The sequence below is a fragment of the Kaistia sp. SLG-1 genome, from assembly GCF_059699055.1.
Window position 1 is genome coordinate 4,516,554 of sequence record NZ_AP048544.1, and the last position, 24,798, is coordinate 4,541,351.

General features: G+C 67.2%; 23 protein-coding genes. 8 read left to right on the top strand and 15 right to left on the bottom strand.

Features of this window, described 5'->3' with window-relative positions; genetic code table 11:
* The first annotated feature begins 142 nt into the window (after positions 1 to 142).
* Positions 143 to 1,189 carry a ferrochelatase gene (hemH, locus tag AC6HZP_RS21025; protein ID WP_497524406.1) on the top strand — a complete coding sequence of 349 codons (1,047 nt, stop codon included), beginning with the start codon at positions 143 to 145 and terminating at the stop codon, positions 1,187 to 1,189.
* A 254-nt stretch (positions 1,190 to 1,443) separates the two neighbouring features.
* On the opposite strand, the gene AC6HZP_RS21030 is transcribed toward hemH, so the two are convergent.
* Positions 1,444 to 2,442, bottom strand: coding sequence for a KpsF/GutQ family sugar-phosphate isomerase (locus AC6HZP_RS21030; RefSeq protein ID WP_497524407.1), 999 nt, complete (start codon positions 2,440 to 2,442; stop codon positions 1,444 to 1,446).
* Between the two features lie 188 nt (positions 2,443 to 2,630).
* Between AC6HZP_RS21030 and AC6HZP_RS21035 the strand changes: the two genes are divergently transcribed.
* From AC6HZP_RS21035 to AC6HZP_RS21050, 4 genes are all read left to right on the top strand, one after another.
* Positions 2,631 to 4,076, top strand: coding sequence for an outer membrane beta-barrel protein (locus tag AC6HZP_RS21035; RefSeq protein ID WP_497524408.1), 1,446 nt, complete (start codon positions 2,631 to 2,633; stop codon positions 4,074 to 4,076).
* A 53-nt stretch (positions 4,077 to 4,129) separates the two neighbouring features.
* On the top strand, positions 4,130 to 4,654 hold the full coding sequence (locus AC6HZP_RS21040; RefSeq protein WP_201400884.1) for a MarR family winged helix-turn-helix transcriptional regulator: 525 nt from the start codon (positions 4,130 to 4,132) through the stop codon (positions 4,652 to 4,654).
* 90 nt (positions 4,655 to 4,744) lie between these two features.
* Positions 4,745 to 5,644: a DMT family transporter gene (locus AC6HZP_RS21045; protein WP_497524409.1), complete on the top strand. Its 900-nt coding sequence runs from the start codon at positions 4,745 to 4,747 to the stop codon at positions 5,642 to 5,644.
* Between the two features lie 131 nt (positions 5,645 to 5,775).
* On the top strand, positions 5,776 to 6,975 hold the full coding sequence (locus AC6HZP_RS21050; RefSeq protein WP_497524410.1) for an MFS transporter: 1,200 nt from the start codon (positions 5,776 to 5,778) through the stop codon (positions 6,973 to 6,975).
* Between the two features lie 3 nt (positions 6,976 to 6,978).
* Here AC6HZP_RS21050 and hdhA read toward each other — a convergent pair whose 3' ends face one another.
* The 4 genes from hdhA to AC6HZP_RS21070 all read right to left on the bottom strand — a co-directional run bounded on the left by hdhA (position 6,979) and on the right by AC6HZP_RS21070 (position 11,384).
* Positions 6,979 to 7,746 (bottom strand): 7-alpha-hydroxysteroid dehydrogenase, encoded by a 768-nt coding sequence (gene hdhA, locus AC6HZP_RS21055; RefSeq protein WP_497524411.1) that lies wholly within the window; start codon positions 7,744 to 7,746, stop codon positions 6,979 to 6,981.
* 305 nt (positions 7,747 to 8,051) lie between these two features.
* Positions 8,052 to 8,834 (bottom strand): molybdopterin-binding protein, encoded by a 783-nt coding sequence (locus AC6HZP_RS21060; protein WP_497524412.1) that lies wholly within the window; start codon positions 8,832 to 8,834, stop codon positions 8,052 to 8,054.
* Positions 8,824 to 9,663, bottom strand: a complete 840-nt coding sequence (locus tag AC6HZP_RS21065; RefSeq protein WP_497524413.1) for a cytochrome b/b6 domain-containing protein — start codon at positions 9,661 to 9,663, stop codon at positions 8,824 to 8,826. Before AC6HZP_RS21065 ends, AC6HZP_RS21060 begins: the two co-directional genes overlap by 11 nt.
* 545 nt (positions 9,664 to 10,208) lie before the next feature.
* Complete coding sequence (locus AC6HZP_RS21070) at positions 10,209 to 11,384, bottom strand: NAD(P)-dependent oxidoreductase (protein WP_497524414.1); 1,176 nt, start codon at positions 11,382 to 11,384, stop codon at positions 10,209 to 10,211.
* Here AC6HZP_RS21070 and AC6HZP_RS21075 point away from each other — a divergent pair.
* Positions 11,338 to 12,303 (top strand): 2-hydroxyacid dehydrogenase, encoded by a 966-nt coding sequence (locus AC6HZP_RS21075; protein WP_497524415.1) that lies wholly within the window; start codon positions 11,338 to 11,340, stop codon positions 12,301 to 12,303. The genes AC6HZP_RS21070 and AC6HZP_RS21075 overlap by 47 nt on opposite strands.
* A 260-nt stretch (positions 12,304 to 12,563) precedes the next feature.
* Here the strand turns inward: AC6HZP_RS21075 and AC6HZP_RS21080 are convergent, their stop codons facing one another.
* The 7 genes from AC6HZP_RS21080 to AC6HZP_RS21110 all read right to left on the bottom strand — a co-directional run bounded on the left by AC6HZP_RS21080 (position 12,564) and on the right by AC6HZP_RS21110 (position 18,903).
* Positions 12,564 to 13,319, bottom strand: a complete 756-nt coding sequence (locus AC6HZP_RS21080; protein WP_497524416.1) for an SDR family oxidoreductase — start codon at positions 13,317 to 13,319, stop codon at positions 12,564 to 12,566.
* Positions 13,320 to 13,338: 19 nt separating this feature from the next.
* Complete coding sequence (locus AC6HZP_RS21085; protein WP_497524417.1) at positions 13,339 to 13,788, bottom strand: GNAT family N-acetyltransferase; 450 nt, start codon at positions 13,786 to 13,788, stop codon at positions 13,339 to 13,341.
* Positions 13,785 to 14,480, bottom strand: a complete 696-nt coding sequence (locus AC6HZP_RS21090; protein ID WP_497524418.1) for a GNAT family N-acetyltransferase — start codon at positions 14,478 to 14,480, stop codon at positions 13,785 to 13,787. Before AC6HZP_RS21090 ends, AC6HZP_RS21085 begins: the two co-directional genes overlap by 4 nt.
* The gene (locus AC6HZP_RS21095) at positions 14,477 to 15,310 is read right to left on the bottom strand and encodes an isocitrate lyase/PEP mutase family protein (RefSeq protein WP_497524419.1); all 834 of its coding nucleotides are present in this window, start codon (positions 15,308 to 15,310) and stop codon (positions 14,477 to 14,479) included. The genes AC6HZP_RS21090 and AC6HZP_RS21095 overlap by 4 nt, the downstream gene beginning before the upstream one ends.
* Before the next feature lie 37 nt (positions 15,311 to 15,347).
* The gene (locus AC6HZP_RS21100; protein WP_497524420.1) at positions 15,348 to 15,557 is read right to left on the bottom strand and encodes a hypothetical protein; all 210 of its coding nucleotides are present in this window, start codon (positions 15,555 to 15,557) and stop codon (positions 15,348 to 15,350) included.
* Positions 15,558 to 15,585: 28 nt separating this feature from the next.
* Positions 15,586 to 15,879: an immunity protein CdiI family protein gene (locus tag AC6HZP_RS21105; protein WP_201400895.1), complete on the bottom strand. Its 294-nt coding sequence runs from the start codon at positions 15,877 to 15,879 to the stop codon at positions 15,586 to 15,588.
* A gap of 1,227 nt (positions 15,880 to 17,106) precedes the next feature.
* On the bottom strand, positions 17,107 to 18,903 hold the full coding sequence (locus tag AC6HZP_RS21110) for an IlvD/Edd family dehydratase (RefSeq protein WP_201400896.1): 1,797 nt from the start codon (positions 18,901 to 18,903) through the stop codon (positions 17,107 to 17,109).
* Positions 18,904 to 19,040: 137 nt separating this feature from the next.
* Between AC6HZP_RS21110 and AC6HZP_RS21115 the strand changes: the two genes are divergently transcribed.
* Entirely contained in the window at positions 19,041 to 20,225 is a 1,185-nt protein-coding gene (locus AC6HZP_RS21115; protein WP_497524421.1) for a pyridoxal phosphate-dependent aminotransferase, read from the top strand.
* 75 nt (positions 20,226 to 20,300) lie between these two features.
* Here AC6HZP_RS21115 and AC6HZP_RS21120 read toward each other — a convergent pair whose 3' ends face one another.
* Both AC6HZP_RS21120 and AC6HZP_RS21125 read right to left on the bottom strand, forming a co-directional pair.
* Complete coding sequence (locus AC6HZP_RS21120) at positions 20,301 to 21,248, bottom strand: tellurite resistance TerB family protein (protein ID WP_201400898.1); 948 nt, start codon at positions 21,246 to 21,248, stop codon at positions 20,301 to 20,303.
* Between the two features lie 253 nt (positions 21,249 to 21,501).
* Positions 21,502 to 22,143: a 2-dehydro-3-deoxy-phosphogluconate aldolase gene (locus AC6HZP_RS21125; RefSeq protein WP_201400899.1), complete on the bottom strand. Its 642-nt coding sequence runs from the start codon at positions 22,141 to 22,143 to the stop codon at positions 21,502 to 21,504.
* Between the two features lie 941 nt (positions 22,144 to 23,084).
* Between AC6HZP_RS21125 and AC6HZP_RS21130 the strand changes: the two genes are divergently transcribed.
* Positions 23,085 to 24,290 (top strand): MFS transporter, encoded by a 1,206-nt coding sequence (locus tag AC6HZP_RS21130; protein WP_497524422.1) that lies wholly within the window; start codon positions 23,085 to 23,087, stop codon positions 24,288 to 24,290.
* A gap of 133 nt (positions 24,291 to 24,423) precedes the next feature.
* On the opposite strand, the gene AC6HZP_RS21135 is transcribed toward AC6HZP_RS21130, so the two are convergent.
* A complete protein-coding gene (locus tag AC6HZP_RS21135; RefSeq protein WP_497524423.1) occupies positions 24,424 to 24,663 on the bottom strand; it encodes an HTH-like domain-containing protein in 240 nt (79 codons plus the stop codon).
* Between the last annotated feature and the right edge of the window lie 135 nt (positions 24,664 to 24,798).

Sequence of the window (24,798 nt, forward strand, 5' to 3'; positions counted from 1 at the left end):
TGAATTGCTGCATCGGGATAACATCGAACGAGAAACGCCGAAACGGCGCCGCCGCTGCGACAACGCGCAACGGCCGAAAATGCACCCGGCCCCTTCGCGGCGGCGCGGGGAACCGCTAAGTTCCGGCACGATGACCAGCCAGATGACCGCCTCCAATACGCCCGATCCCGACAGCAAGCCCGCCGGCCATCCGCCGGTCGCGCCCGCGAAGGTCGGTGTCCTCCTCATCAATCTCGGGACACCCGACGCGACCGACTACTGGTCGATGCGGCGCTATCTCAAGGAATTCCTCTCCGATCCCCGCGTCATCGAGATTCCGAAGCTCGCCTGGTGGCCGATCCTGAACGGCATCATCCTGACGACGCGGCCGTCGAAGTCGGGCAAGAACTACGCCTCGATCTGGAACAACGAGCGCAACGAATCGCCGCTCCGCACCATCACGCGCGCGCAGTCGGAAAAGCTCGCCGCCGCCTTCGCCGGCGAGAGCAAGATCGTCGTCGACTGGGGCATGCGCTATGGCACGCCCTCGATCGCCGAGAAGATCGACGGCCTGAAGCGCGCCGGCTGCGACAGGATCCTGATCGCGCCGCTCTATCCGCAATATTCCGCGACGACGACGGCGACGGCGAACGACAAGGCCTTCGACAAGCTGAAGACGATGCGCTGGCAGCCGGCCGTGCGCACGCTTCCCGCCTATCACGACGATCCCGTCTATATCGCCGCGCTCGCCACCTCGGTCGAGCGCTCGATCGCGGCGCTCGATTTCGAGCCGGAGATCGTGCTCGCCTCCTTCCACGGCCTGCCCAAGCGCAATCTGGAGCTCGGCGACCCCTATCACTGCCATTGCCTGAAGACGGCGCGGCTGCTGCGCGAGCAGCTCGGCTGGCCAGAGGGGAAGCTGCGCGCCACCTTCCAGTCGCGCTTCGGCAAGGCCGAATGGCTGCAGCCCTATACCGACAAGACGGTCGAGGCGCTGGCGAAGAGCGGCGTCAAGCGCATCGCCGCGGTGATGCCCGGCTTCTCGGCCGATTGCGTCGAGACGCTGGAAGAGATCGCCGGCGAGAACGCCGAGATCTTCCGCCACAATGGCGGCGAGCATTTCGCCGCCCTCCCCTGCCTGAACGACAGCCCGGAAGGCATGGCGGTGATCGAACACATCGTCCGCCGGGAACTGCTCGGCTGGGTGTGAGGCCGGAGGCCGGCGCCCCTTACCTCTCTGAGGAGGCTCCGCATCTCCAGCCGTCATGCGGGGCTCGACTTCCATCATCCTGAGGTGCCCGAGCGCAGCTCGGGCCTCGAAGGACGCACGATCTCGGTGCAGCCCATCGATGGCACAGCGGCCCTGCGTGCTTCGAGACGGCCCTGCGGGCCCCTCAGCATGATGAGGGTGGTGTCCTGCAAAAGCCCCTCAAGGAGAGGGTAAGGAACCGGCCAATCGGCCCCTCACGCCACGCCGATGCGCAGCAGGTCGTGCATGTGCAGCACGCCGACCGGCTTGCCGGCTTCGACGACGAAGAGCACCGTGATCTTGGCGCCGTTCAGCCGATCGATCGCCGCGCCCACCAGCATGTCGGGCGGGATCGTCTTCGGCGCGCGCGTCATCACCTCGTCGACATTGCGCGAGAGCAGATCCGGGCCGATGTGACGGCGGAGGTCGCCGTCGGTGATCATGCCGATCAGCGCGCCGTCGCCGTCGACGACGCCGAGACAGCCGAGCCCCTTCGCCGTCATGGTGACGATCGCCTCGGTCATGGGCGAACCGGACGAAGCGACCGGCATCGAGGCGCCCTGGTGCATGATATCGCGCACGAAATGCAGGCTGGCGCCGAGCTTGCCGCCGGGGTGGAACAGGCGGAAATCCTGCGCCGTGAAGCCGCGCGTCTCGAGCAGCGCGATGGCGAGCGCGTCGCCCAGCGCCAGCTGCATCACGGCAGACGTCGTCGGCGCCAGGCCGTGCGGGCAGGCCTCCTCCGCGCGTGGCAAGGTCAGCACATGCGTCGCCTGGCGGCCGAGCGCGCTGTCGGCGTTCGAGGTGACCGCAATCAGCGGCGTGCGAAAACGGCTCGCATATTCGACCACGGGGCGCAGCTCCGCCGTCTCGCCCGACCAGGAGAGCGCCAGGATGATGTCGTCGCGACCGACCATGCCGAGATCGCCATGGCTCGCCTCGGCGGCATGGACGAAGAAGGCCGGCGTGCCGGTCGAGGCGAGCGTCGCGGCGATCTTGACGCCGACATGGCCGCTCTTGCCGACGCCGGTGACGACGACGCGGCCGGCATGCTCGCGGATCAGGCGCACGACGTCGCCGAACGGGGCGGCGAGCGGCCCGGCGAGCGCGCCGGCGAGCGCATCGAGGCCGGCGCGTTCGCTCGCGAGCGTCCTGAGCGCCGATTCGACCGACTGGTTCGCGCGTTCCGCGTCCGGCTCGTCCTGAACCCGCATCGTTTACTCCAAAACTGTTTGCGCGCGGGCTTTTAGCACGAGCGCGCCGCCATCGTCGCTCGAAAATGCCGCCGGACAAACCGGGCCACGACAACGATCCCTTAACCAAGCCCGTTTACGGTTCGGAAACCATAGGGTCCGGCGCGCCGGATCCAGGCTTCAACATGCAAGGGTCACGGCAAGCGGCAATGCAATTTCCTGTCCGGCTCCTCCTGTCGGCGGCGCTCCTCGCAGCGCTGGCTCCGATGACGGTTGCCGTCGCGCAGGACGCCACTGCGCCGGTCGGGCCGTTCGACGCCGATGCCGATTTCGGGCGCCTGCGCGGCAGCGACGGGCAGGAAGCCGTCGACCTGTTCAACACGACGCTCACGAACCAGCCGCTGCCGACCGAGACGCCGGAGGCCGGACGCGCCCAGCGCGGCGAGCGCCTGGCGCCGACGATCGCGCAGGAGGACGAGGCGCCGCTCCGCCCGCGCGCCCGCACCGCCGACGCCCGCGACGCCTCCGCCTATGACCCGCTCGGCATCCGCGTCGGCAGCTTCGTCGTGCTCCCCTCGATCGAGATGCGCGGCGGCTACACCACCAACGCCGCCGGCTCCTCGACCGGCGGGCCGTCCGCCGTCTGGACGCTGGTGCCGGATTTGACGGTGCGCTCCGACTGGAGCCGGCACGAGCTCGGCTTCGTCCTGCACGGCACCTACGACTATTTCTCCGATACGTCGGTGGCGCCGCTGCCGACCGTCAACGCCGAGGCCAACGCCCGCATCGACCTGCCGCGCGACTGGGCGCTGCGGCTCCGGGGCAACTACAATTACCAGACCCAGTCGATCTCGAGCCTCGACTATCCGACCGGGGTCGAGAAGCCGCCGGGCATCAACACCTATGTCGGCGGCGCGACGCTCGACGGCAGCGTCGGGCGCACCGTGCTGCAGCTGCGCGGCAACGTCGCCTATTCGCAATATAATGATGGCCATGTCGGCGACATCGTCGTGCCGCAGGGCGACCGCGACAACACGCTGGTGAGCGGCGCAGCCCGCGTCGGCTACGAGGTGACGCCGGCCTTCACGCCCTTCGTCGAGGCGGAGCTTTCGGATCGCAGCTTCAAGCAGAAGATCGACAACAACGGCTTCAACCGCGCTAGCCAGGGCGTGACGCTGCGCGGCGGCATCGCCTATTCCGCGGCGCCCGTCCTCACGGGCGAAGTCGCGCTCGGCTGGCACCACGAGCGCTATGACGACGCGGTGTTCAAGCCGTTCGACGCGATGACGGTCGACGCCTCGGTGATCTGGTCGCCGACGCCGCTCACCAACTTCACGCTGCGCGCCGCCACCTTCGTCAATCCGACCACCGATCCGAACTCGGCCGGCTCGATCGTCTACGACGCCGGCATCCGCGCCGAGCACGCGCTCCGCCGCAACCTGACGCTCGAGGGCGACCTCGGCTGGCGGCGCGAATATTACGAAGGAATCAACGTCGCCGACGTCACCTACCAAGCCGGCTTCGGGGTGACGTGGAAGCTCAACCGCGAGGCCTGGGTAGTCGGCCGCTTCTCGCAGGAATACTATGACAGCGCCGTGCCGGGCGGCAGCTATCCGACGACTACGGTCAGTGTCGGACTCCGGCTCCAGCGCTGACGATCGTTTGCCGTGTCATCAACCCGACACGTTTACCCGGTATGCGGAGCATCATGGCTTTTAACCACCGCAAAACGATCACCTTCCGCCTCGCCCAGTCAGCTCGCGCTGCCCGCGCGCGCTCGGGCGGTCACCTCATGCGGATCGGCCTTCACCCCGGCCAGGAGAGCGTGCTGAAGGCGCTCGCCGAGCAGGACGGGCTGTCGATGAGCCAGCTGGCACAGGCCCTGTCTGTGCAGCCCCCTACCGTCACCAAGATGGTGAGCCGTCTCGCCGCCCAGGGCTATGTCGAGCGCAAGGCCTCGAAGGGCGACGGCCGCCAGGCCCATGTGCACCTGACCGAGCAGGGACGCGGCACGCTTGTCGACATCGACAAGGGCTGGAAGCGCCTCGAGCGGGAAGCGCTGGAAGGGCTCGACGACAAGGACGTCAAGAAGCTGCGCAAGCTCTTGCGCCAGATCGAGCGCAATCTCTCCGCCTCGTTCGACGACAGCGCCGAGCCGGGCGACGAGGATGCCGAGCCCGAGACCGAAACGCCGGCGGCCGAGCCGGTGGAGAGCGTCGCTCCCACGACTTGAGCGACGCGGTGCAATCTGATTGAGTACAGGCGGCCCGATCTTCCGATAGCGCCTGCCCTCTGGGCAATTTCCTGATTTCCCGGAGTGCGGATGTCCCCGTTGCCGACCGCGGATGCGGAGGCTCAGCAGCGCCTGCGCGGCATCGGGCTTTATTGCCTGGCCATGCTCTGCTTCACCATGCTCGACGCCAGCGCGAAATACGCCAGCCAGTTCATACCGGTGCTGTCGATCGTCTGGGTCCGCTTCGCCGTCCACGCGCTGCTCGCGCTCGTCGTGTTCCAGCCCTGGCGCCACTGGGTGCTCTACCGGACGAAGCGGCCGGTGCTGCAGGCGCTGCGCGCCCTGTTTCTCGCCGGCTCGACCTTCTTCAATTTCCTCGCCGTGCACGAGCTGCAGCTCGACATGACGATATCGATCGGCTTTTCCGCGCCCTTCATCACGGCGGCGCTGGCGGGGCCGATCCTCGGCGAATGGGCCGGCCCGCGCCGCTGGGCGGCGATCATCGTCGGCTTCGTCGGCGTGCTGATCATCACCATGCCGGGGTTCGGCGATTTGAACCCAGCCGTCTTCCTGTCGCTCGCCGCCGCCTGCTGCAACGCCTGCTACATCCTCTCGACCCGCATGCTCACCCGCTCGGATTCGAGCGTCGGCATGCTGCTCTATTCGGCCGTGGTGCCGCTCATCCTGGTGACGCCGGTGGCCAATCCGCTCGCCGCCGTGCCGTCAAACGTCGTGGTCGGCATCTGCCTGCTGCTCACGGGTTCGCTCGGCTTCATCGGCCACTGGTTCCTGATCCGCGCCCACCACCATACCGCCGTGCCGGTGCTGGCGCCGTTCATGTATACCGGGCTGATCTGGATGATCCTGCTCGGCTATTTCATCTTCGACGACGTCCCCGCGCCGCGCACGCTGGTCGGCGCCTCGATCATCATCGCGAGCGGCCTCTATTTGCTCTATCGCGAGCGCGTCCGCGCGCCGGGCGACGCCTGAACGGGCGCAGAAAGCTGCGGCGCGCCAAACTGAAACGCGCTACAAGCTCCCTGCCCGCCTCGATGCCGTCATCGTCCGGACCATCCCGCATACCATCCAGAACAGAGCGCCCCAGCGCTTCCGGACATCCCATGGACCGCCCCGACAATCGCCAGGCGCGCTTCTTCGTCGCCCTCGCCATCATGGTCGCGCTGCTGAACAGCACGGCCGCCTCGCCGCTCTATACGAGCTACCGCGTGATGTGGTCGCTCGACGCCTTCACCGTGGCGTTCATCTTCGCGATCTACGCCGTCGGCACGCTGATCGCGCTGTTCGTGCTCGGGCGGCTGTCCGACCGGCTGCCGGACCGGCGGCTCCTGATCCTGCTTTCGCTCGGCATCGTCATCGCCGGCGCGCTGATCTTCGCCTCGGCCGGCAATCTGCCGACGCTCCTTCTCGGCCGGCTGCTCGCCGGCGCCGGCACGGGCGGGCTGACGGGCGTCGCCAACGCCGCGCTGATCGAGCTCGATCCCAAGGCCGACGCGCGCGCCAATGCCGTGCTCGCCACCGCCGTCTTCACCGCCGGCTGCGCGCTCGGCCCGATGATCAGCTCGGCCGCGCTGTATTTCGACGCCTGGCCGCTGCAACTGCCCTTCATCCTGATCGCCACGCTGGCGCTGATCGCCATTCTCGGCCTCGCCACGGCGTCCTGGCAGCCGGCGCCGCGCGCGCTGCCCGTCGCCTCGAGCCCGGCCGGAACCGCGGCGCCGGCCGGCCGCTACACCGCCTTCGCCGTCGCCGCCGGCGCGGTCATCCTCGCCTGGGCGGTCGGCTCCACCTTCACCGGCCTCGGCGTCACCTTCGTGCATGAGCTGCTCAAGGTCGAAAGCCAGGCGGCGTCGGGCGTCATCGTCGCCGCCTTCCAGCTCGTCGCCGGCATCAGCCAGCTTGCCAGCCAGCGCGTCGATTCAAACCGCGCCATGATCTGGGGCACGACGCTGATCGCACTCGCCATCCTGCTGTGCGCCTTCGCGATCTGGACCGGTTCGCCGCTGCTCTTCGTGCTCGGAACGGTCGGCAGCGGCATCGGTTACGGCGCCGCCTTCGTCGGCTCGGCGGGCATCGTCAACCGCATCGCGCCGCCGGACCGCCGGGCCACCTGGGTCTCGGCCTATTACATCACCGGCTATCTCGCCAACGCGCTGCCGGTTCTGGCGCTCGGCTTCCTCGGCGACAGGCTGGGCCTGTTCGGCGCCTTCCTGTGCCTGACCGCCTTCACCGCGATCGGCACAATCGTCGTCAACGGCGCGGCGCAGATCGTGCTACGCCCGGCATCGCGCCGCCGACCGTGATCGTCAGTCGAGTTCCTGCGTGCCGCCGCCGGAGACGGTCAGCACCTGGCCGCTGATCCATGCGGCCGCCGGCGAGCAGAGGAACAGCGCCGCATTGGCGATATCCGAGGGCTGGCCGAGCCGGCCGAGCGGAGTGTGCTTCAGCATCGCCTGCTCGATCTCGGGCGTCAGCACGCTCTCAAGCGCATCGGTCTTGGTCGCCCCCGGCGCAATGGCGTTGACGCGGATGCCCATCGGGCCGAGATCGAAGGCGGCGTTGCGGGTCAGGTGATTGACGGCGGCCTTGGAGGAACCATAGGAGGCCATGCGCTGGTTCCTGTTCTCGCCCGCCATCGACGAGATGTTGAGGATCGCTCCGCCGCCGGCGTCCCGCATGTGCGGCGCGCAGAGCTGCATCAGCCGGAACGGCGCGAAGACGTTCAGCGCATAGGCCCAGTGAAAATCCTTCATCGGCATGTCGAACGGCTTCGGGCCGCCGCCGCCGGCATTGTTGACGAGCAGCGTCAGCCGGCCATAGGCGGCGATCGTCGCGTCGACGACGGCAGCGAGATGCGCGTCCTCCGTGACATTGCATTCGAGACCGATCGCCCTTCCGCCCGCCGCGGTGATCGCGTCGGCCACCGCGAGCGCGCCCTCGAGCTTCAGATCCGTGACGACGACGGCGGCGCCCGCCTCGGCAAAGGTCTGCGCGATGGCGCGACCGATGCCGGCCGCGGCGCCGGTGACGATGGCGACGTCCGAACCGAGATCGAGGAGATGGTTGATCGGCATGAGGCACCTGAGCTTTGACCAGACAGGAAAGTCAGACTGGCATGGCCGCCCGCTGCCGTCACCCGCGCCGCTCAGCCCCGGTGTCCGGCCCAGGATGCCTGGATGGCGGGCGAACCTCTTTTTGGAACCTCCCCCTTGAGGGGAGGTCGAAAACGCCCTTTGCGTTTTCGGGAGGGGGTGTCGTCCCCGCGGCTTGCGCAAATCCGACGAAGACCCCCTCCCCAAGACCGCCCGAGGCGGTCTTGACCCTCCCTCAAGGGGAGGGTTCAGGCGCGAGGTTCCGTCGTTGAAGAATGAGCCGCCCCTCAGATCCCGGCATACCATTCGTAGCCGCGATCTTCCCAGAAGCCACCCTTGCCGCCGTCGATGTCGGCGAAGCCGGCCACCGCCTCGATGCGCATGACGTATTTCGCCATCTTGTAACCGAGCTGGCGCTCGACCCGGAGCCTGAGCGGCGCGCCATGCGGCACCGGCAAGGGCTGGTCGTTCATCTCGTAGGCGAGGATGGTCTGGGCGTGATAGGCGTCCTCGAAGCCGAGGCTCTCATAGTATTTCGAGTCCCCCGCCAGCGTCTGCTCCAGCGTATCGGCGCAGTAGAACACGATGTAGCGCGCCTCCGGCTTCAGCCCGGCCTTGTCGAGCAACGCCTTCAGCGGCACACCCTTCCACTTGCCGATGCAGCTCCAGCCCTCGACGCAGTCGTGCCGGGTGATCTGGGTGCGCGACGGCATGGCGCGCAGATCCGCCAGCGAATATTCCGCCGGCCGCTCCACCAGCCCGCCGATCTTGAGCCGCCAGTCGACGAAGCCGTTCGCCGAGAGCGCCAGGTAATCGGCGTCCTGCGGATCGATGCTGCCGTTCGGCTTGAAGTCGGGCGAGATGTCGGCCTCGCTATATTCGCGCGCCATGTCGTTGGGGCCGAGGACGGCGCGCTGCGCCGTGCGGGTCAGCGTCTCGGCCCGGACCAGCATGCGGCGGACCCAGTCGACATTCGAGAGTTCCTCGCAGCCGGAGAGTAGCAGCGCGCCGCCGAGGACGAGCGACCGCTTCAGAAAGCCGCGACGATCCAGACCCTTCTCAGCGCGCATCGGACTTCTCCTCGGGCTCGATGACATAGCGGCCGGTGATCATCGAGCGCAGATTGTTGAAGACGCCGGAGACCAGCACCATGACGAGGTGGACGACGATGAACAGCACCACCAGCGTCGCGCAGATGAAATGGATGGTGCGCGCCGTCTGCCGGCCGCCGAAGAGATCGACGAGCCAGGGAAAGGCGGCATCGACGCCGGGCGACATGGTGAGGCCGGCCAGCACGAGAAGCGGCAGCACGACGAGGGCGATGCCGAAATAGGCGAGCTTCTGCAGCACGTTGTAGTGCCGCGCTTCCTCGCCCTTCGGGAAGCGGAGCCGCATGTGCTCCCATATCGAGCCGCCGATATGGCGGAGCTGGTCGCGCGACGGCACGAGCTCGCGCAGATGGCCGCTGGCCGCGCTCCAGGCGAGATAGACGAGGCCGTTGGCGACGAACAGCCAGGCGAAGAAGAAGTGCCAGCGCCGGCCGGTGGCGAGATCCTGATAGCTCGGCAGCGTCGCCCAGCTCGGGAAGCCGCGCTCGACCCATTCGCCATTCTCGCGCGAGACACCGAGAACGCCGGTGGTGGTGAAGTCGTGGCCAAGAAGGGTGGTGACGCCGACCGGCTTCTCCGTATCCGCCCCCTGCCGCATGGCGAGCACAGGATGATCGAAATGCGAGCGCTGGCCGAGATAGAGCGCCGGATGGGCGTTGAAGATCTGCATGCCGCTCATCAGCAGCACGGCGATGCAGAGGACATTGATCCAGTGCGTGATCCGGACCGCCAGTCGGTGGCGGTAGATCAGGCGGCGTTCAGGAACGCCTTGTTCGGAAATCGCAGACATGGCCGGACTCCGCCGGCCCGGCACGCGGTCAAAACGGCCGCCCTCTTTCCGGGCCCAACCATTCTACGCCGATTTTGCCCAAGAGGTTTCGCTGGGGAGGCTCCCCCTCCATCCAAATCACAAGCCATCATCCTGAGGTGCCCGGCAAAGCCGGGCCTCGAAGGAGGGTCCAGGGAACACCTACAGGACTGTGAGACGGATCCCGGCCGCAACCCCGAGCTACTCTGGATCCTCCTTCGAGGCTTCGCGTGCGCGAAGCACCTCAGGATGATGGCGGAGCGGGGCCGGCACAGACACCCTCGCGCGACCCGAAAGCTCCCCGTCATCCCGGCGGAGGCCGGGATCCATACGGCTGCGCCCTCGGGAGGATCGCGCGGTCAGCAACCCGGCGGAGTGGATCCCGGGTCAAGCCCGGGATGACGGCGAGCGGGGCACGTGGGCCGATGGGTGAGAGGTTCGTGAATCCTCCGGAGAGCACGTACCCCCTCACCCGGACCTATGGCCCGACCTCTCGCCATGGAAGAGGTGAAGACAGAGACGCGGCCTCAGTCCTTCAGCTTCGTGCCGTTCTGGGCGGCGATGAAGTCGGCGATCATCGGCACGAACTTCTCCGCCTGGCCCGACGCCGCCATCGCGGCAAAATTGTTCTTCACCGCCTCGCCCAGCGTGTTCACGGCGCGGGCGTCGTCGGCCATCGAGGCGAGGTAGCGCAGGTCCTTGTAGGCGTTGGAGATGGTGAAGGGATGGGCGTTCTCGTTGCGATCGATGACGTAGTTCATGAAGGTGTCGTAGAAGCCGCAGCGCATCCGGCCCTTGCTGATCACCGAATGGAACGTGTCCGGCGTGATGCCGACCTTCTGGCCGACGGCGAGCGCCTCGGAATAGAGCGCGGCATAGCCGAGCGACAGGAAGTTGTTGAGCAGCTTCATCTTGTGGCCGGCGCCGACGGGGCCGACATGCACGATGGTCGCGGCCCAGCAGGCGATCAGCGGCTCGATCGAGGCGAACACCTCGTCGGAGGCGCCGACCAGCGCCTGCAGCGTGCCGGCCGCCGCGTTCGCCGGCGTGCCGCCGAGCGGCGCATCGACGAAATGCGCGCCGATCGCCTCCAGCCGGCCCGCGAGGCGGGTGGTCGAGGTCGGCTCGGCGGTCGAGCAATCGACGACGATCAGGCCCTTGCGCGCGCCGGCGAGGATGCCGTCGGCGCCCTCGATCACGTTTTCGACGTCGGACGAGCCGGTGACGCAGAGGAAGATGACGTCGGCGCCGCGCGCCATTTCGGCCGGCGTCTTGACCTCGCTGGCGCCGAGCGCGACCAGGCGCTCGACCGCCTCGCGGCGGCGGTTGGCCATGACCAGCAGCGGATTGCCCTTGGTCAGGAGGTTGGTCGCCATCCCCTCGCCCATGAATCCAAGTCCGATGAAGCCAACGGTGCGGTTCGCCATTGCAGCAACCCCTTCCTGGGTGTTTGCATTTGATTTCGTTCGCAGATTAGAGTGCGTCGCGGGTTCAGGACAAGGCGGCGAGCGGCCTGTCCGTCCAGGAATGTCCATCGAATTCGATCGTCCGGCCGTTTCCCGACGCGGCGATCGGATTTTCCTGTTATCGATCACAGCGATCCGGCCGAGGCACGCGCCGGCCGGGATCGCGCGCAGCCACATCCAAGGAGCGTCCATGTCTCGGCCAGAACTTCTCATGCCCGGCCGCATGCAGCAGAACATCAACGATGCCCTCGACGCCAAGTTCGTCGTGCATCGGCTCTACGAGGCGAAGGACCCGGCCGCGACGCTGGCCGAGATCGCGCCCCGCATCCAGGCTGTCGCCGTCGGCGGCGCCGTCGACGCGGCGCTGATCGACAAGCTGCCGAAGCTCGAGATCATTGCCTCGTTCGGCGTCGGCTATGACGCGGTCGATGCCAAGCACGCGGCGACCAAGGGCGTCATCGTCACCAACACGCCGGATGTGCTGACCGAGGAAGTCGCCGACACGGCGCTCGGCCTGCTGCTGATGACGGTCCGCGAACTCTCCGCCTCCGAGCGCTATCTGCGCGCCGGCAAGTGGCCCTCGGGCAATTACCGGCTCAGCGGCTCGCTGCGCGACCGCACGGTCGGCATCGTCGGCCTCGGCCGCATCGGCAAGGCCATCGCCCGCCGCCTCGAGGCGTTCGACGTCAAGGTCGTCTACCACAACCGTCGTCCGGCCGAGGACGTCTCGTACAAGTACTATGCCGACCTGACCGAGATGGCGAAGGAAGTCGACACGCTGCTCTCCGTGCTGCCGGGCGGCGCCTCGACCGAGAAGGTGATCAACCGCGCCGTCCTCGACGCGCTCGGCCCCGAGGGCGTACTGATCAATATCGGCCGCGGCACGGTGGTCGACGAGCCGGAGCTGATCAAGGCCCTGCAGGAGAAGCGCATTCTCGCCGCCGGCCTCGACGTGTTCGAGAAGGAGCCGCAGGTTCCGGCCGAACTGATCGAGCTCGAGAACGTCGTGCTGCTGCCGCATGTCGGCTCGGCCTCGGTCTACACGCGCAACGCCATGGGCCAGCGCGTCATCGACAACCTCTTCGCCTTCGCCGACGACAAGCCGCCGCTGAGCCCGGTCCACGAGACGCCGTTCACCGGCTGGAAGAAGAAGTAAGGCGCTCCAGGGTTTGTGAAATCCCCTCTCCCGCACGCGGGAGGGGGTTTTCCTTCACCTCTCCCTGAGGGAGAGGTGAATAGAGTGCCGGCCTGGAGTCACATTCCGGCCTTTCGCGCCGCCATCGCCCCACGCTCGCCGTCATCCCGGCCTCCGAGCCGGGATCCATTCAGCCGAAGTCCTGGGGAGTTCGCATGCCCCGATACCCGGCTGCATGGATCCCCGCCTTCGCGGGGATGACGCCTGCAAGCAGAGCCCCCTCAGAGCGAGAAACCGCCATCCGACAGATAAACCTGGCCGGTCGTGTAGCGCGACTCGTCCGACGCCAGGTAGATCGCGAGCGCCGCGATTTCCTCGGCCGTGCCGAGGCGGCCCATCGGCTGGCGGTCGATGAACTGCTGGCGGATTTCTTCCACCGTCTTGCCCTGCTTTTCCGCCTGCTCGGCGATGCGGCCGTCGAGCGAGGGCGACTGGATCGTGCCGGGCGCGATCGAATTGGCGCGGATGCCCTGGCGGATATAGTCGGCGGCGATCGCCTTGGTCAGGCCGACGACGGCGGCCTTCGACGCGCCATAGGCGTAGCGGTTCGGGATGCCGCGCACCGAGCTCGCGCCCGACGAGATGTTGATGATCGAGCCTTCGCCCTTTTCCAACATGCCCGGCAGGAAGGCGCGGATGGTGCGGTGCATCGCCTTGACGTTGATGTCGAAGGAGAAGTCCCAGTCGTCATCCGAGGTCGTCAGCACCGTGCCGTGATGCACGAAGCCGGCGCAGTTGAAGAGGATGTCGACCGGTCCGACCTGCTTGGCCAGCGCATCGACCGCCTCGGTCGAGCGCACGTCGAGCGTATGCACCTCGGCGACGCCGCCGGCCTTAAGATCGGCCATCCCTTCCGCCTTCAGGTCGGTCGCGATGACGTAGGCGCCCTCGGCCGCGAAGGCGAGCGCCGTGGCGTGGCCGATGCCGGCGCCCGCCGCCGTCAGAAAGGCGCGCTTGCCCGTGAGACGTCCAGTCATGAATTCTCTCCCGTTCTTCTCAGCTTGTTGTCTTGATCATGTGAATGAGGACGCGATCGGCGAGCTCCTCCCGCCTTTCGATCGCGTAACCGTGTCGCCGGTACCAGGCGATGTTGTCGACGAGCTTTTCGCCCGTGTAGAGCCGGAGCGTCGAAAGCCCGAACTCGCGCGCCCGCGCCTCGGCGAAGGCGAGCAGCCGGTTGCCGACGCCCTCACCCCGCGCTTCCGGCGATGTCGCGACGCTCCAGATCAGGAGGTCCTCCGGCCGGATTTCCAGCACCAGCGCGCCCAAAAGACCCGCGTCTCCGTCGAGCAGCCAGAATTCGTGGCTCGCGAACAGACCCGCATAATCGGCCAGAAGCGGCAGTGGCTCGACGCCGAGCCTGGCGCGGTTCGGCGCATAGGCGGCCCGCTGCAGCGCCTCGATCTCCGCGCGATCCTCCGGACCGCCGCGACGCGGCTGGCTCACGTCTCCGCCCCGCAGTCGAGGCTCGTCTTCTGCCGGCCCTCGGCGTCGAAATTGGCGGGATCGAGCCAGGCCTCGAAGCCCTTTTTCACGCGAGGCCATTCGTGGTCGAGGATCGAGAACCAGGCGGTGTCGCGGTTGCGGCCCTTGATGATCATGTGCTGGCGGAACGTGCCCTCGTAGCGGAAGCCGTAGCGCTTCGCCGCGCGCCGCGACGGCGCGTTCAGATCGTTGCACTTCCACTCGTAGCGGCGATAGCCGAGATCGTCGAAGGCGTGCCGCGCCATCAGATACATCGCCTCGGTGGCGCCGACGGTGCGCTGCAGCGCGGGCGTGAACAGGATGTTGCCGACCTCGATGGCGCGATCCTGCGGCGCGATGCGGAGATAGGTGGCGTGCCCGACCGCCTTGCCCGTCGCCCGATCGAGGATGGCGAAGAGGAGCGGATCCTCCTTCTTCGCGGCCTCGGCGTAATAGGCCGAAAAACCATCGAAATCGGCGAAGGGCCCGTGTCCGAGATAAGCCCAGAGGCCATCATTGGCGGCGCCGGCCGATAGCTCGTAGATGTCGCGGCCATGCGCCGCGAGGTCGAACGGCACGATCTCGACGTAGCGGCCCTCGAGCGGCACGCGAGCCGGGCGCGGCGCGGGCGTCGGGTCGACGGCGACGCCGACCGGATAGGTTTCGGATGTCACGATTGCGAACCTCCGGCGAAGGGCGCGAAGAAACGGTTCAGCTCGGCGCCGGGCTCGGCATGGGCGAGTTCGGTCAACCTGCCCGTCCCGGCCACCTCGCGCGCAAGGCGCAGGAAGCCGCCATAGGCGGCACGCGCCAGCGCGGTCGCGAGCGAGACGCGGCGAACGCCGGCCTCGGCGAGATCGGCGATCGACTGCGCGGGATCGAGCGCGATGACGTTGATCGGCTTGCCGCCGGCGGCGTCGATCACCCGGGCGATAGAGGCGGCATCGAGTTTGCCCGGCACTAACAGCACGTCGGCGCCGGCCTCGGCGAAGGCGGCGATGCGGCGGCAGGCCTCGTCCAGACCGCCGGGATGGCCGGTGAGTAGCGCCTCGCTGCGCGCCGTCAGCAGCACGTCCGGCCCGGCCGCGTCGATGGCGGCGCGCGCCGCGCGCACCCGGTCGACCGCGTGGTCGAATTCATAGAGCGAGCGATCCGCCGCCATGTCCTCGACGGAAAGCCCGGCGACGCCCGCCTCGACGCAAAGCGCGACATTGGTGGCAACCGCCTCGGCGGCGTCGGCGAAGGCGTTGCCGAAATCGGCGTTCACCGGCAGCTCGGTTGCCGTAACGATCTCGGCGATATGCGCCAGCATGGTGTCGCGGTCGACGGCGCCGTCCGGCAGGCCGCGGCTGAAGGCGAAGCCGCCCGAGGTCGTCGCCAGCGCCGGGAAACCGAGGCCGGCGGAAAGCCGGGCGCTGCCGACGTCCCATGGATTGGGCATGACGAAGCAGCCCGCGTCATGCAGCTTGCGGAAATTGGCGCGACGCGCCGCGATCGATGTCATGGTGTTCCTCGCCCTCGACCCCCGCCGATCTTAGCGATCAGGCGTCCGATGTCGATGCATCCGCGCCGCTTTCGCGCCGTTGCGGAAGGTTGATCCCCCGCCGCGCCAGTTCCTCGGCGATCAAGCGGGGCACGGCGCGGCAGCCGCAATTCTCGGCATGGGCGAGATGCCAGTCGACGCGCTGGTCGAGCGTCGCGTTTGGCGGCATCGGATGGGCTTCGTGCCAGGTGGCGTTGAGTTTACCCATGACGTCCCTCTCCCGATGCGCCAAAAAATCAGAACCGAGCCTCGATGTCCCAGTCGTCGTCGAGTTCGTCGCGGATCGCGGCGACCAGCATCTGCCCTTCGGCGCGCCAGACCACTTCCGCCTCGGCGCTCGGGAAACGCGAACCCTTCGGATCCTCGGGATCGAAGATAGCGTCGAAGGCGTCGCTCCACGCCTCGATCCGGTCGAGCAGATCATCGGAAAGGTCGAGATCGTCCGGCTCGATCGCATAGGCGGGCTTGTTGTCCGGAACCAGCCAGAAATGCGTGCCGATGCCCTCGGGCGAAATTCTCAGACGCGGCAAGAGAGCCTCCAACGGAATGGGAATGACGACAATTAAGGCAAGATCGATCCGGATGATATCCGTCCCGGAGCGATCCTCAGAGAGCTCTGCCGGGTTTGGTCTTGAGCCGCTCCTCGAGGGAGGTCGAAAACGCCCTGGCTCCTTTAGGCCGATCGAACGGCTCCACCATCATCCTGAGGCGCTTCGCGTCAGCGAAGCCTCGAAGGAGGCTCCAGCGGTGGCCCCCTCCCCCTTGTGGGGAGGGTCGGGGTGGGGGTACTGGCGCCGATCCATCCGAAGGCAATTCGCGCTCTCCCGAGACCAGCGAGGTGGTACCCCCTCCCTAACCCTCCCCACAAGGGGGAGGGAATGCGCGTCTTTCCCCCCGGGGTAATCTCGGCTCCCCTCTCCCTCAGGGAGAAGTGGAGAGCGTTCCGTGAAGAGCGTTCCCTGGACCCTCCTTCGAGGCCCGGCTTCGCCGGGCACCTCAGGATGATGGTCGAGTTTTGGGAATGCGAGAGATCCCCGAGATATCCTCCGCCGTCATCCCGGCGAAGGCCGGGATCCAGACACACCGGCCCGTGACGATAGAGCTGGCCCAATGCTTCCTGGCCGGTGTTCATGGGCCCCGGCCTTCGCCGGGGCGACGGAGCCCTGCCCGTGGGCCGTGCTCCGCGTGGCGACCTCCCTCCCCTTCACCTCTCCCTGAGGGAGAGGTCGGCTCGAAGAGCCGGGTGAGGGGTTAGGGAACCCTCAGGATAAGGCGCGACGGAGATCTGACTTTTGAGGCCGTAAACCCTCACCCGCCGCACTTCGTGCGTCGACCTCTCCCTCAGGGAGAGGTGAGGAGCGTTCCGTGAAGGGCGTTCCCTGGACCCTCCTTCGAGGCCCGGCTTCGCCTGATACCTCAGGATGATGGGCGAGCCTTGGGCGGAGAAAGTTCCCGGCGATAGCCTCATCCTCCGCCGTCATCCCGGCGAAGGCAGGGATCCATGCAGCCGCGATCCTTGCCGTGCCAGACACCCGATGCTCCGGCTGAATGGATCCCGGATCTCCGCTTCGCTGCGTCCGGGATGACGGCGCGGATGGGAGATACGGAGGCGCAAGGATCTACATCTCAAGAGGATCTGCACCTCAACCGGCCTTTCGCGCTGGCTGCATCATCCCCCCAAAACGACATGACCGGCCGCGAGGGCCGGTCATGCAGAGAGCAAGATGTCGGGAAAGCCTGGGCTTTCCCGATGCCGCTTAGTGGTTGTCGCGCGGGATGCCGTAGGTCTGGTGGACCCGCTGGTACTTGACCGCGGGCTTCAGCACCATGCCGTCGGCGAGCTGGTCGGTCAGCGCGCGCTGGATCTCCTGCCACGGCGTCTGGCTCGGCGGGATCGGGAAGCCGCCGGCGGCGTTGAGGGCTGCGCGGCGAGCCGCCAGTTCCTCGTCCGAGATCAGGATATTGGCCGAACCCTTGTTCAGGTCGACGCGGACGCGGTCACCCGTCTGCAGCAGCGCCAGGCCACCGCCGGCGGCGGCTTCCGGCGAGGCGTTCAGGATCGAGGGCGAGCCCGACGTGCCCGACTGGCGGCCGTCGCCGATGCAGGGCAGCGAAAGGATGCCGCGCTTGATGAGGGCTGCCGGCGGCTGCATGTTCACGACCTCGGCCGCACCCGGATAGCCGATCGGGCCGGTGCCGCGGATGAACAGGATGCAGTTCTCGTCGATGTTCAGCTCGGGATCGTCGAGGCGGTGGTGGTAGTCCTCCGGACCGTCGAACACGATCGCGCGGCCCTCGAAGGCCTCCGGATCGTTCGGGTTCGACAGGTAGCGGTCGCGGAACTCCTTCGAGATCACGCTGGTCTTCATGATCGCGCTGTCGAACAGATTGCCGCGCAGCACGATGAAGCCGGCGTCCTGCACCAGCGCCGTCTCGAAGGTGCGGATGACGTCCGGCAGCTCGATCTCGGCGTTGCGGCAGTTGTCGCCCATCGTCTTGCCGTTGACGGTCATCGCATTCTCATGGATGAGGCCGTGCTTCATCAGCTCGTTGACGACGGCCGGCACGCCGCCGGCATGCTGGTAGTCTTCACCCAGATACTTGCCGGCCGGCTGCAGGTTGACCAGCAGCGGCACCTTGTGACCGACCGTCTGCCAGTCGTCGACGGTGACGTCGACGCCGATGTGGCGGGCGATGGCGTTGATGTGGATCGGCGCGTTGGTCGAGCCGCCGATCGCCGAATTGACGACGATGGCGTTCTCGATCGCCTCGCGGGTGATGATGTCGGACGGCTTCAGGTCTTCCCAGACCATCTCGACGGCGCGCTTGCCCGTCTCGTAGGCGATCTGCTGGCGCTCGCGGTACGGCGCCGGAATGGCGGCCGAACCCGGCAGCTGCATGCCGAGCGCCTCGGCGAGCGAGTTCATCGTCGACGCCGTGCCCATCGTGTTGCAATAGCCGGTCGACGGCGCCGACGAGGCGACGATCTCCATGAACTCTTCATAGTCGATCTCGCCGGCGGCGAGGCGCTCGCGCTGCTTCCAGACGATCGTGCCCGAGCCGGTGCGCTCGCCCTTGTACCAGCCGTTCAGCATCGGGCCGACCGACAGCGCAATCGCCGGGATGTTGACGGTGGCGGCGGCCATCAGGCAGGCCGGGGTCGTCTTGTCGCAGCCGATCGTCAGCACGACGCCGTCGAGCGGATAGCCGTAGAGGAGCTCGACCAGGCCGAGATAAGCGAGGTTGCGGTCAAGCGCGGCGCCCGGACGCTTGCCCGTCTCCTGGATCGGATGGACGGGGAATTCCATGACCAGACCGCCGGCTTCGCGCACGCCCTCGCGGACGCGCTCGGCGAGAACCAGGTGATGGCGGTTGCACGGCGACAGGTCCGAACCCGTCTGCGCGATGCCGATGATCGGCTTGCCGGACTGCAGTTCCTTGCGGGTCAGGCCGTAGTTCAGATAGCGCTCCATATAGAGCGCGGTCATGCCGGGATTGTCCGGATTGTCGAACCAGGACTGGGAACGAAGCTTGCGGGGTGTGGTGGACGACATGGTAAGAGGCTCTCCCGGAAAATCGGATTTGATTTTGGCCTGAGGATGCGCTGAAACATCATACGAAATCAATGGCCGTGTCGTCGCGGCCATCAACAAAATCATACCCCGCAAAGACATAGCCCGGGAGGAAAGAAATGTTCCAGACAGTCGCCAACTTCGAACGCATCGGCGAGGAGAACGCCTTCGCCGTGCTCGCCCGCGCCACCGACCTGGCGCGCCAGGGCCGCGACATCATCAATCTCGGCATCGGCCAGCCCGATTTCCGCACGCCCGACCATATCGTCGAGGCGGCGGTGAAGGCGCTGCGCGACGGCGAGCACGGCTATACGCCGGCGACCGGCATCCTGCCGCTGCGCGAGGCCGTCGCCGCCGACGTTTCGAAGCGCACCGGCGCGCCGGTATCGCCCGACAATGTCGTGGTGGTTCCCGGCGGCAAGGTGACGATGTTCGCGGCGATCCTGATGTTCGGCGAGCCCGGCGCCGACATCCTCTATCCGGATCCCGGCTTCCCGATCTATCGCTCGATGATCGAGTTCACCGGCGCCAACCCGATCCCGGTGCCGATCCGCGAGGAGAACGGCTTCGCCTTCTCGGCCGAGGAGACGCTGGCGCTGATCACGCCGAAGACGCGGCTGATCATCCTGAACTCGCCCGCCAACCCGACCGGCGGCGTCACGCCGAAGGCCGAGATCGACAAGCTCGTCGCCGGCCTCGCCAAGTGGCCCGACGTCGCGATTATGTCCGACGAGATCTACGGCCAGATGATCTATGACGGGCTGGAGCACACCTCGCTGCTCTCCTATCCGGAGATCCGCGACCGCGTCATCCTGCTCGACGGCTGGTCCAAGACCTACGCGATGACCGGCTGGCGCATGGGCTATTCGGTCTGGCCGACGGCGCTGATCGACAAGGTGCGCAAGCTGGCGGTCAATTGCTGGTCCTGCGTCAACGCCCCGGCGCAGTTCGCCGGCCTCGCGGCGCTGACCGGCCCGCAGGACGCGGTGCATGCGATGGTGGCCGAGTTCGACCGCCGCCGCGCCGTCGTCGTCGAGGAGATGAACAAGATCGCCGGCATCACCTGCGCAACGCCCAAGGGCGCGTTCTACGCCTTCCCGAACATCAAGGCGACGGGCTGGAAGGCGAAGCCGCTCGCCTCGGCGCTGCTGGAACAGGCCGGCGTCGCCACCATCGGCGGCCCCGATTTCGGCGTCTATGGCGAGGGCTATATCCGCCTCTCCTACGCCAATTCGACGGAAAACATCCGCAAGGCGATCGCCCGCATCGACGAATTCCTGCAGGCGAACATCAAGGCGGCCTGATCTCGGCGGATCGCAGTCAAAAGAAAGGGCGCGGAACCGACCGGTTCCGCGCCCTTTCCGTAAGCATCGGGGCGATCAGGCCGACGCGCCGGCGACCGCCTTCTCGATCGACGCCTTCAGGTCGGCGTCGAGGCCGAGGCGGGCGGCGAGCATGTCGAGATAGCCGCGCTCGGCCGGATGGTCGGGATTGATGGCCAGGATCGACGCGGCATAAAGCTGGATCGCGTGTTCGGGACCGGTGGCCGAATCCACGATCTTGTTGATGTCGAGCGGAGCGGCGAACTCCTTGTTGAGGAACTCGCGCTCCTCGCCGGTCAGGCCGCCCTCGCCGAGCTTGCCGAGGATCCTCTGCTTCTCGTCGGCGTCGATGCTGCCGTCGGCCTTGGCCGCCGCGATCATCGCCGAGACGATCGAGAGCGCAACCGCATCGGAGCCACCCGGGGCATTGGCGGGATGGAAGGCGGAATCGGCCGGCGGCAACGCCGCCGGGGTGCCGGTCGGCGCCGAACTCGCCGGCGCGTCGGGATTGTTGACCTTGTATTGCTGGTAGGCCTTGTAGGCGAGCGTGCCGATCGCGGCGAGACCGCCCAGCGTCAGCGCGTCGGCCTTGAGTTTCGGGCCCTTGCCGCCGAAGAGAACCGCCGCGAGGCCGCCGGCCGCCGCGGTCGAAAGGCCCGGATTCTGCTTGGCGTATTCGGTCACCTTGCCGACGACGTCGCCGATGCCGCCCCCGCCGGAACCGCCGGCGGCCGAATTGCCGTTGCCGCCGAGAATGCCACCGAGGAGATCACCAAGACCGCCGGCGCCGCCGCCCTGGCCACCGGCCTGACCGCCTTGGCCGCCGAGAACGCTGCCCAGAAGGTCGCCGAGGCCGCCCGCCTCGCCGCCGGCCGGCTGGCCGCCGCCGCTGCCGAGCGAGCCGCTCATCCGGCTGAGATCACCGAAGCTGCCTTGTCCCTGGCCGCCGCCTGCCCCGGTTGCCGCGCCGAGTAGCTGGTCGAGAATGCTTTTGCCGTCGATCATCTCACTCTTCCCTATCTGGAACCGCGTCCATACGCATGGGGGAAGTAGTGAGCACCGATTGCCGCGACAAGGCAAGATGGCGACCGAACGGACAGAATCGTTCCGGCGAGATCGTTTGGCGCGAAAGAAAAAGGCCGCCCCTGCGCAGCGCAGAAGCGGCCCGTTTGTCTCATCCTGCCGTTGCGGAGCGGGCCTTCCGGATCCCTGGAGATCTTTGCAGGCGGCGCCCTTCTACAGAAGGACGATCCGTAATTCAGGCGGCGCGGAGCTCGAACGCTTCGCGCGCCAGCGTGGTGATCGCCGCCCAGTCGCCGGCAGCGATCGCGGCGGCCGGGGCCACCCACGAGCCGCCGACGCACATGACGTTCGGCAGCGACAGGTAGCTCAGCGCGTTCTTCAGGCTGACGCCGCCGGTCGGGCAGAACTGCAGCCCCGGCAGCGGCGAGGCCAGCGCCTTCAGATAGGGCGCGCCGCCGGCCTGCTCGGCCGGGAAGAACTTTGCCGCGCCGTAGCCTTCCTCGAGCAGGAACATCGCCTCGCCGGCCGTGGCGACGCCCGGCAGCAGCGGCACCGGCGAACCGGCCGCATGCGCGATCAGCTTCGGGCTGGCGCCGGGGCTGACCAGGAAGCTGGAGCCGGCCGAGACGGCCTCGTCGAACTGCTTCGGGTTCAGGATCGTGCCGGCGCCGACATTGGCGCCCTCGACCTCGGCCTTGATGGCGCGGATGCAGTCGAGAGCGGCGGGGGTGCGCAGCGTCACCTCAAGCGCGGTCAGGCCGCCGGCGACGAGCGCGCGAGCCAGCGGCACGGCGGTCTTGACGTCCTCGATGATCAGCACCGGGACGACCGGCGCGGCTTTCACGATCGGGAGAAGGGCGGAGAGGTTCTGGGTCATGAACTGCTTTTAGCCAAAGGGGTCTCAGGGCGGAATCGCTGCCGGATCGTATCCGATGAAAGGCGGAAAAAATACCGGCGGGCGGATGGGCGATACTGGTAGCGCCGTGACCACCCGCTCTCGGACGACCTTCGCGCCACCCCACGCTCCCGCGGTCGATCGGTCGCCGAGACCGTCCTCCCGAACAAACCTCCACCATCATCCTGAGGTGCCCGGCACAGCCGGGCCTCGAAGGAGGGTCCAGGAAACGCCCCCTTTGAGGAGGCGGCGGGCAGATTTCGTCCGAGCATTGCAGCGCTCTACTGGATCGTCCTTCGAGGCTTCGCTCACGCGAAGCACCTCAGGATGATGGCGGAAGTGGTTGATAGGCTGGAAGGCTCGAAGCCTCGAAGGTTTGGACAAACCTGCCTTCCCAAGCAGCCCCCTCACCCAACCCTCTCCCACAAGGGGAGAGGGCTTTTGGCCGGCGCGCTTCATCGATCCCGAGCGCGGCGACAAGCGCAGGCGCGCGCCCCTCCCCTTGTGGGAGAGGGTTGGGGTGAGGGTTCTTCACCCCACGCTCCGCCGTCATCCCGGCGAAGGCCGGGATCCATGCAACGGAAGGCTGCAACGGCCGGATCCTTGGCCCTCCCCCCGAGAAAAGACCCTTCGAGCCAAAGCAAGGCCCTCACCCCACCCTCTCCCGCAAGGGGAGAGGGCTTTTGGCCGGCGCGCTTCATCGATCCCGAACCGCAGCGACAACCGCAGGCGCGCTCCCTCTCCCCCAGGGGGAGAGGGTTGGGGTGAGGGTTCTTCCTTCCCCGTCTCCTCCTCCGACCCGACCCTCTCGTGATAAAATTCCGCCAGCCTGTCGAAGTCGCTGCCCCTCGTTCGTCGGGCTTGCTGTAGGGCAGCGGTCGGTTGCGCCCGTGCGAAGTCCGCTTTTTTGAAGGATACACAGCATGACCGGTTTCAATCGCTGGCTCGTCGTCTTCGCGGGCGCCTTGATGGGCTGCGTCGCCATCGGGGCCATGTTCTCGCTCGCCGTCTTCCTCGATCCGATGTCCGCGGACACCGGATGGTCGCGGGCCGGCATATCGAGCGCCATGACGCTCAACTTCCTGATCATGGGCGTGGCCGGCATCGGCTGGGGCGCGGCGAGCGACCGTTTCGGGCCGCGCGTCGTCGTGCTGATCGGCTCGCTTCTGCTCGGACTGGCGCTCGTTCTCGCCAGCCGGGCGACCTCGCTTCTCGCCTTCCAGCTGACCTTCGGCATTCTCGTCGGCCTCGCCGCGAGCGCCTTCTTCGCCCCGGTCATCGCCGCCGTCACCGGCTGGTTCGACACCAACCGCAGCCTCGCCGTCTCGCTGGTCTCGGCCGGCATGGGCATGGCACCGATGACCATCTCGCCCTTCGCCCGCTGGCTGATCACCGCCTATGACTGGCGCGTCGCCATGCTGGCGATCGGCATCGGCACCTGGGTCGTCCTGCTGCCGGCGACGCTGCTGCTGCGCACCCCTCCCAGGACCACGGCTCCCGCCGCGATCCCCGCCGCCGACGGCTCCGCGGTCGGCGGCATGACGATGCAGGGCGCCCTGCGCTCGCCGCAGTTCTGGATCCTCGGCCTCACCTTCTTTGCCTGCTGCGCGGCGCATTCGGGGCCGATCTTCCACATGGTGAGCTATGCCATCGTCTGCGGCGTCTCGCCGATGGCGGCGGTCAGCATCTACAGCGTCGAGGGACTGGCAGGCCTCGGCGGCCGCATCCTGCTCGGCGTCGGCGCCGACAGGCTCGGCGTCAAGCCGGTGCTGGTCGCGGGCCTCCTGGTGCAGGCGATCGTCATCGCCGCCTACAGCCTCGTCGGCCAACTCGAGCAATTCTATCTGCTGGCGCTGATCTTCGGGGCCGCCTATGGCGGCGTGATGCCGCTCTATGCCGTGCTCGCGCATGATTATTTCGGCCAGAAGAACCTCGGCGCCGTGCTCGGCGCGGCGACCCTGCTGTCGAGCCTCGGCATGGCGCTCGGGCCGTGGATCGGCGGGTGGATCTTCGACACCTACCAGAACTATGCGTGGCTCTTCATCGGCTCGTCGATCGTCGGCCTCGGCGCGGTGGCGATCGCCCTGACCTTCCCGCCGCTCCGCCAAAGGCAGGCGCAGCCGGCCTGAGGCGACGCCAAGCGAGAGTGGTCGGCTCACTTTGAGGCGACCCAACAAGTCCTTGGGCATTCCATCGTCGGCTGACGCGATGGAATGCCCGTTGCTACGATCCCGAAAGCGATATCCGTCTATCGATATTGGTTCAAATTCGCGCAGGATCGAGCCCTGCAGCCCGGAGGCGCGGTGCGATCTTTTTCATCTTACTGAACTCAGTCCCCCAAGCGGCTCCGAGGCCAAGCTCTTCGCAGAACTCTTTTCCCGATACCTCTTCTAGATCAACGGCGAACTTAACGACCTGCAGATGAAGCTCAGCCACATAGCCATTACGGGGAGAGGCCTCGATCGCTCGCTTGATGCTTTCAAACACGTACTTCGTAGCCATGTCTCTTCTCCTCTATGCATTATGCATAATTATTAAATCATAATGCATAGAGACGCAAGCAGCATTCTCGCGCCGCTTCTGCCGGTAGGCGAGTTTGACAGTCGGTGCATCGAAGCGCCGCCTGCGACGAATGAC

Coding starts and splice junctions, on each gene's coding strand:
- AC6HZP_RS21135 (WP_497524423.1), bottom strand. CDS start 24,663: ATGGCTACGAAGTACGTGTTTGAAAGCATCAAGCGAGCGATCGAGGCC.
- AC6HZP_RS21115 (WP_497524421.1), top strand. CDS start 19,041: ATGTTCCAGACAGTCGCCAACTTCGAACGCATCGGCGAGGAGAACGCC.
- AC6HZP_RS21060 (WP_497524412.1), bottom strand. CDS start 8,834: ATGCGCGCTGAGAAGGGTCTGGATCGTCGCGGCTTTCTGAAGCGGTCG.
- AC6HZP_RS21100 (WP_497524420.1), bottom strand. CDS start 15,557: ATGGGTAAACTCAACGCCACCTGGCACGAAGCCCATCCGATGCCGCCA.
- hemH (WP_497524406.1), top strand. CDS start 143: ATGACCGCCTCCAATACGCCCGATCCCGACAGCAAGCCCGCCGGCCAT.
- AC6HZP_RS21065 (WP_497524413.1), bottom strand. CDS start 9,663: ATGTCTGCGATTTCCGAACAAGGCGTTCCTGAACGCCGCCTGATCTAC.
- hdhA (WP_497524411.1), bottom strand. CDS start 7,746: ATGCCGATCAACCATCTCCTCGATCTCGGTTCGGACGTCGCCATCGTC.
- AC6HZP_RS21080 (WP_497524416.1), bottom strand. CDS start 13,319: ATGACTGGACGTCTCACGGGCAAGCGCGCCTTTCTGACGGCGGCGGGC.
- AC6HZP_RS21125 (WP_201400899.1), bottom strand. CDS start 22,143: ATGACCCAGAACCTCTCCGCCCTTCTCCCGATCGTGAAAGCCGCGCCG.
- AC6HZP_RS21130 (WP_497524422.1), top strand. CDS start 23,085: ATGACCGGTTTCAATCGCTGGCTCGTCGTCTTCGCGGGCGCCTTGATG.
- AC6HZP_RS21040 (WP_201400884.1), top strand. CDS start 4,130: ATGGCTTTTAACCACCGCAAAACGATCACCTTCCGCCTCGCCCAGTCA.
- AC6HZP_RS21075 (WP_497524415.1), top strand. CDS start 11,338: ATGTCTCGGCCAGAACTTCTCATGCCCGGCCGCATGCAGCAGAACATC.
- AC6HZP_RS21045 (WP_497524409.1), top strand. CDS start 4,745: ATGTCCCCGTTGCCGACCGCGGATGCGGAGGCTCAGCAGCGCCTGCGC.
- AC6HZP_RS21030 (WP_497524407.1), bottom strand. CDS start 2,442: ATGCGGGTTCAGGACGAGCCGGACGCGGAACGCGCGAACCAGTCGGTC.
- AC6HZP_RS21035 (WP_497524408.1), top strand. CDS start 2,631: ATGCAATTTCCTGTCCGGCTCCTCCTGTCGGCGGCGCTCCTCGCAGCG.
- AC6HZP_RS21050 (WP_497524410.1), top strand. CDS start 5,776: ATGGACCGCCCCGACAATCGCCAGGCGCGCTTCTTCGTCGCCCTCGCC.
- AC6HZP_RS21070 (WP_497524414.1), bottom strand. CDS start 11,384: ATGTTCTGCTGCATGCGGCCGGGCATGAGAAGTTCTGGCCGAGACATG.
- AC6HZP_RS21120 (WP_201400898.1), bottom strand. CDS start 21,248: ATGATCGACGGCAAAAGCATTCTCGACCAGCTACTCGGCGCGGCAACC.
- AC6HZP_RS21110 (WP_201400896.1), bottom strand. CDS start 18,903: ATGTCGTCCACCACACCCCGCAAGCTTCGTTCCCAGTCCTGGTTCGAC.
- AC6HZP_RS21095 (WP_497524419.1), bottom strand. CDS start 15,310: ATGACATCGATCGCGGCGCGTCGCGCCAATTTCCGCAAGCTGCATGAC.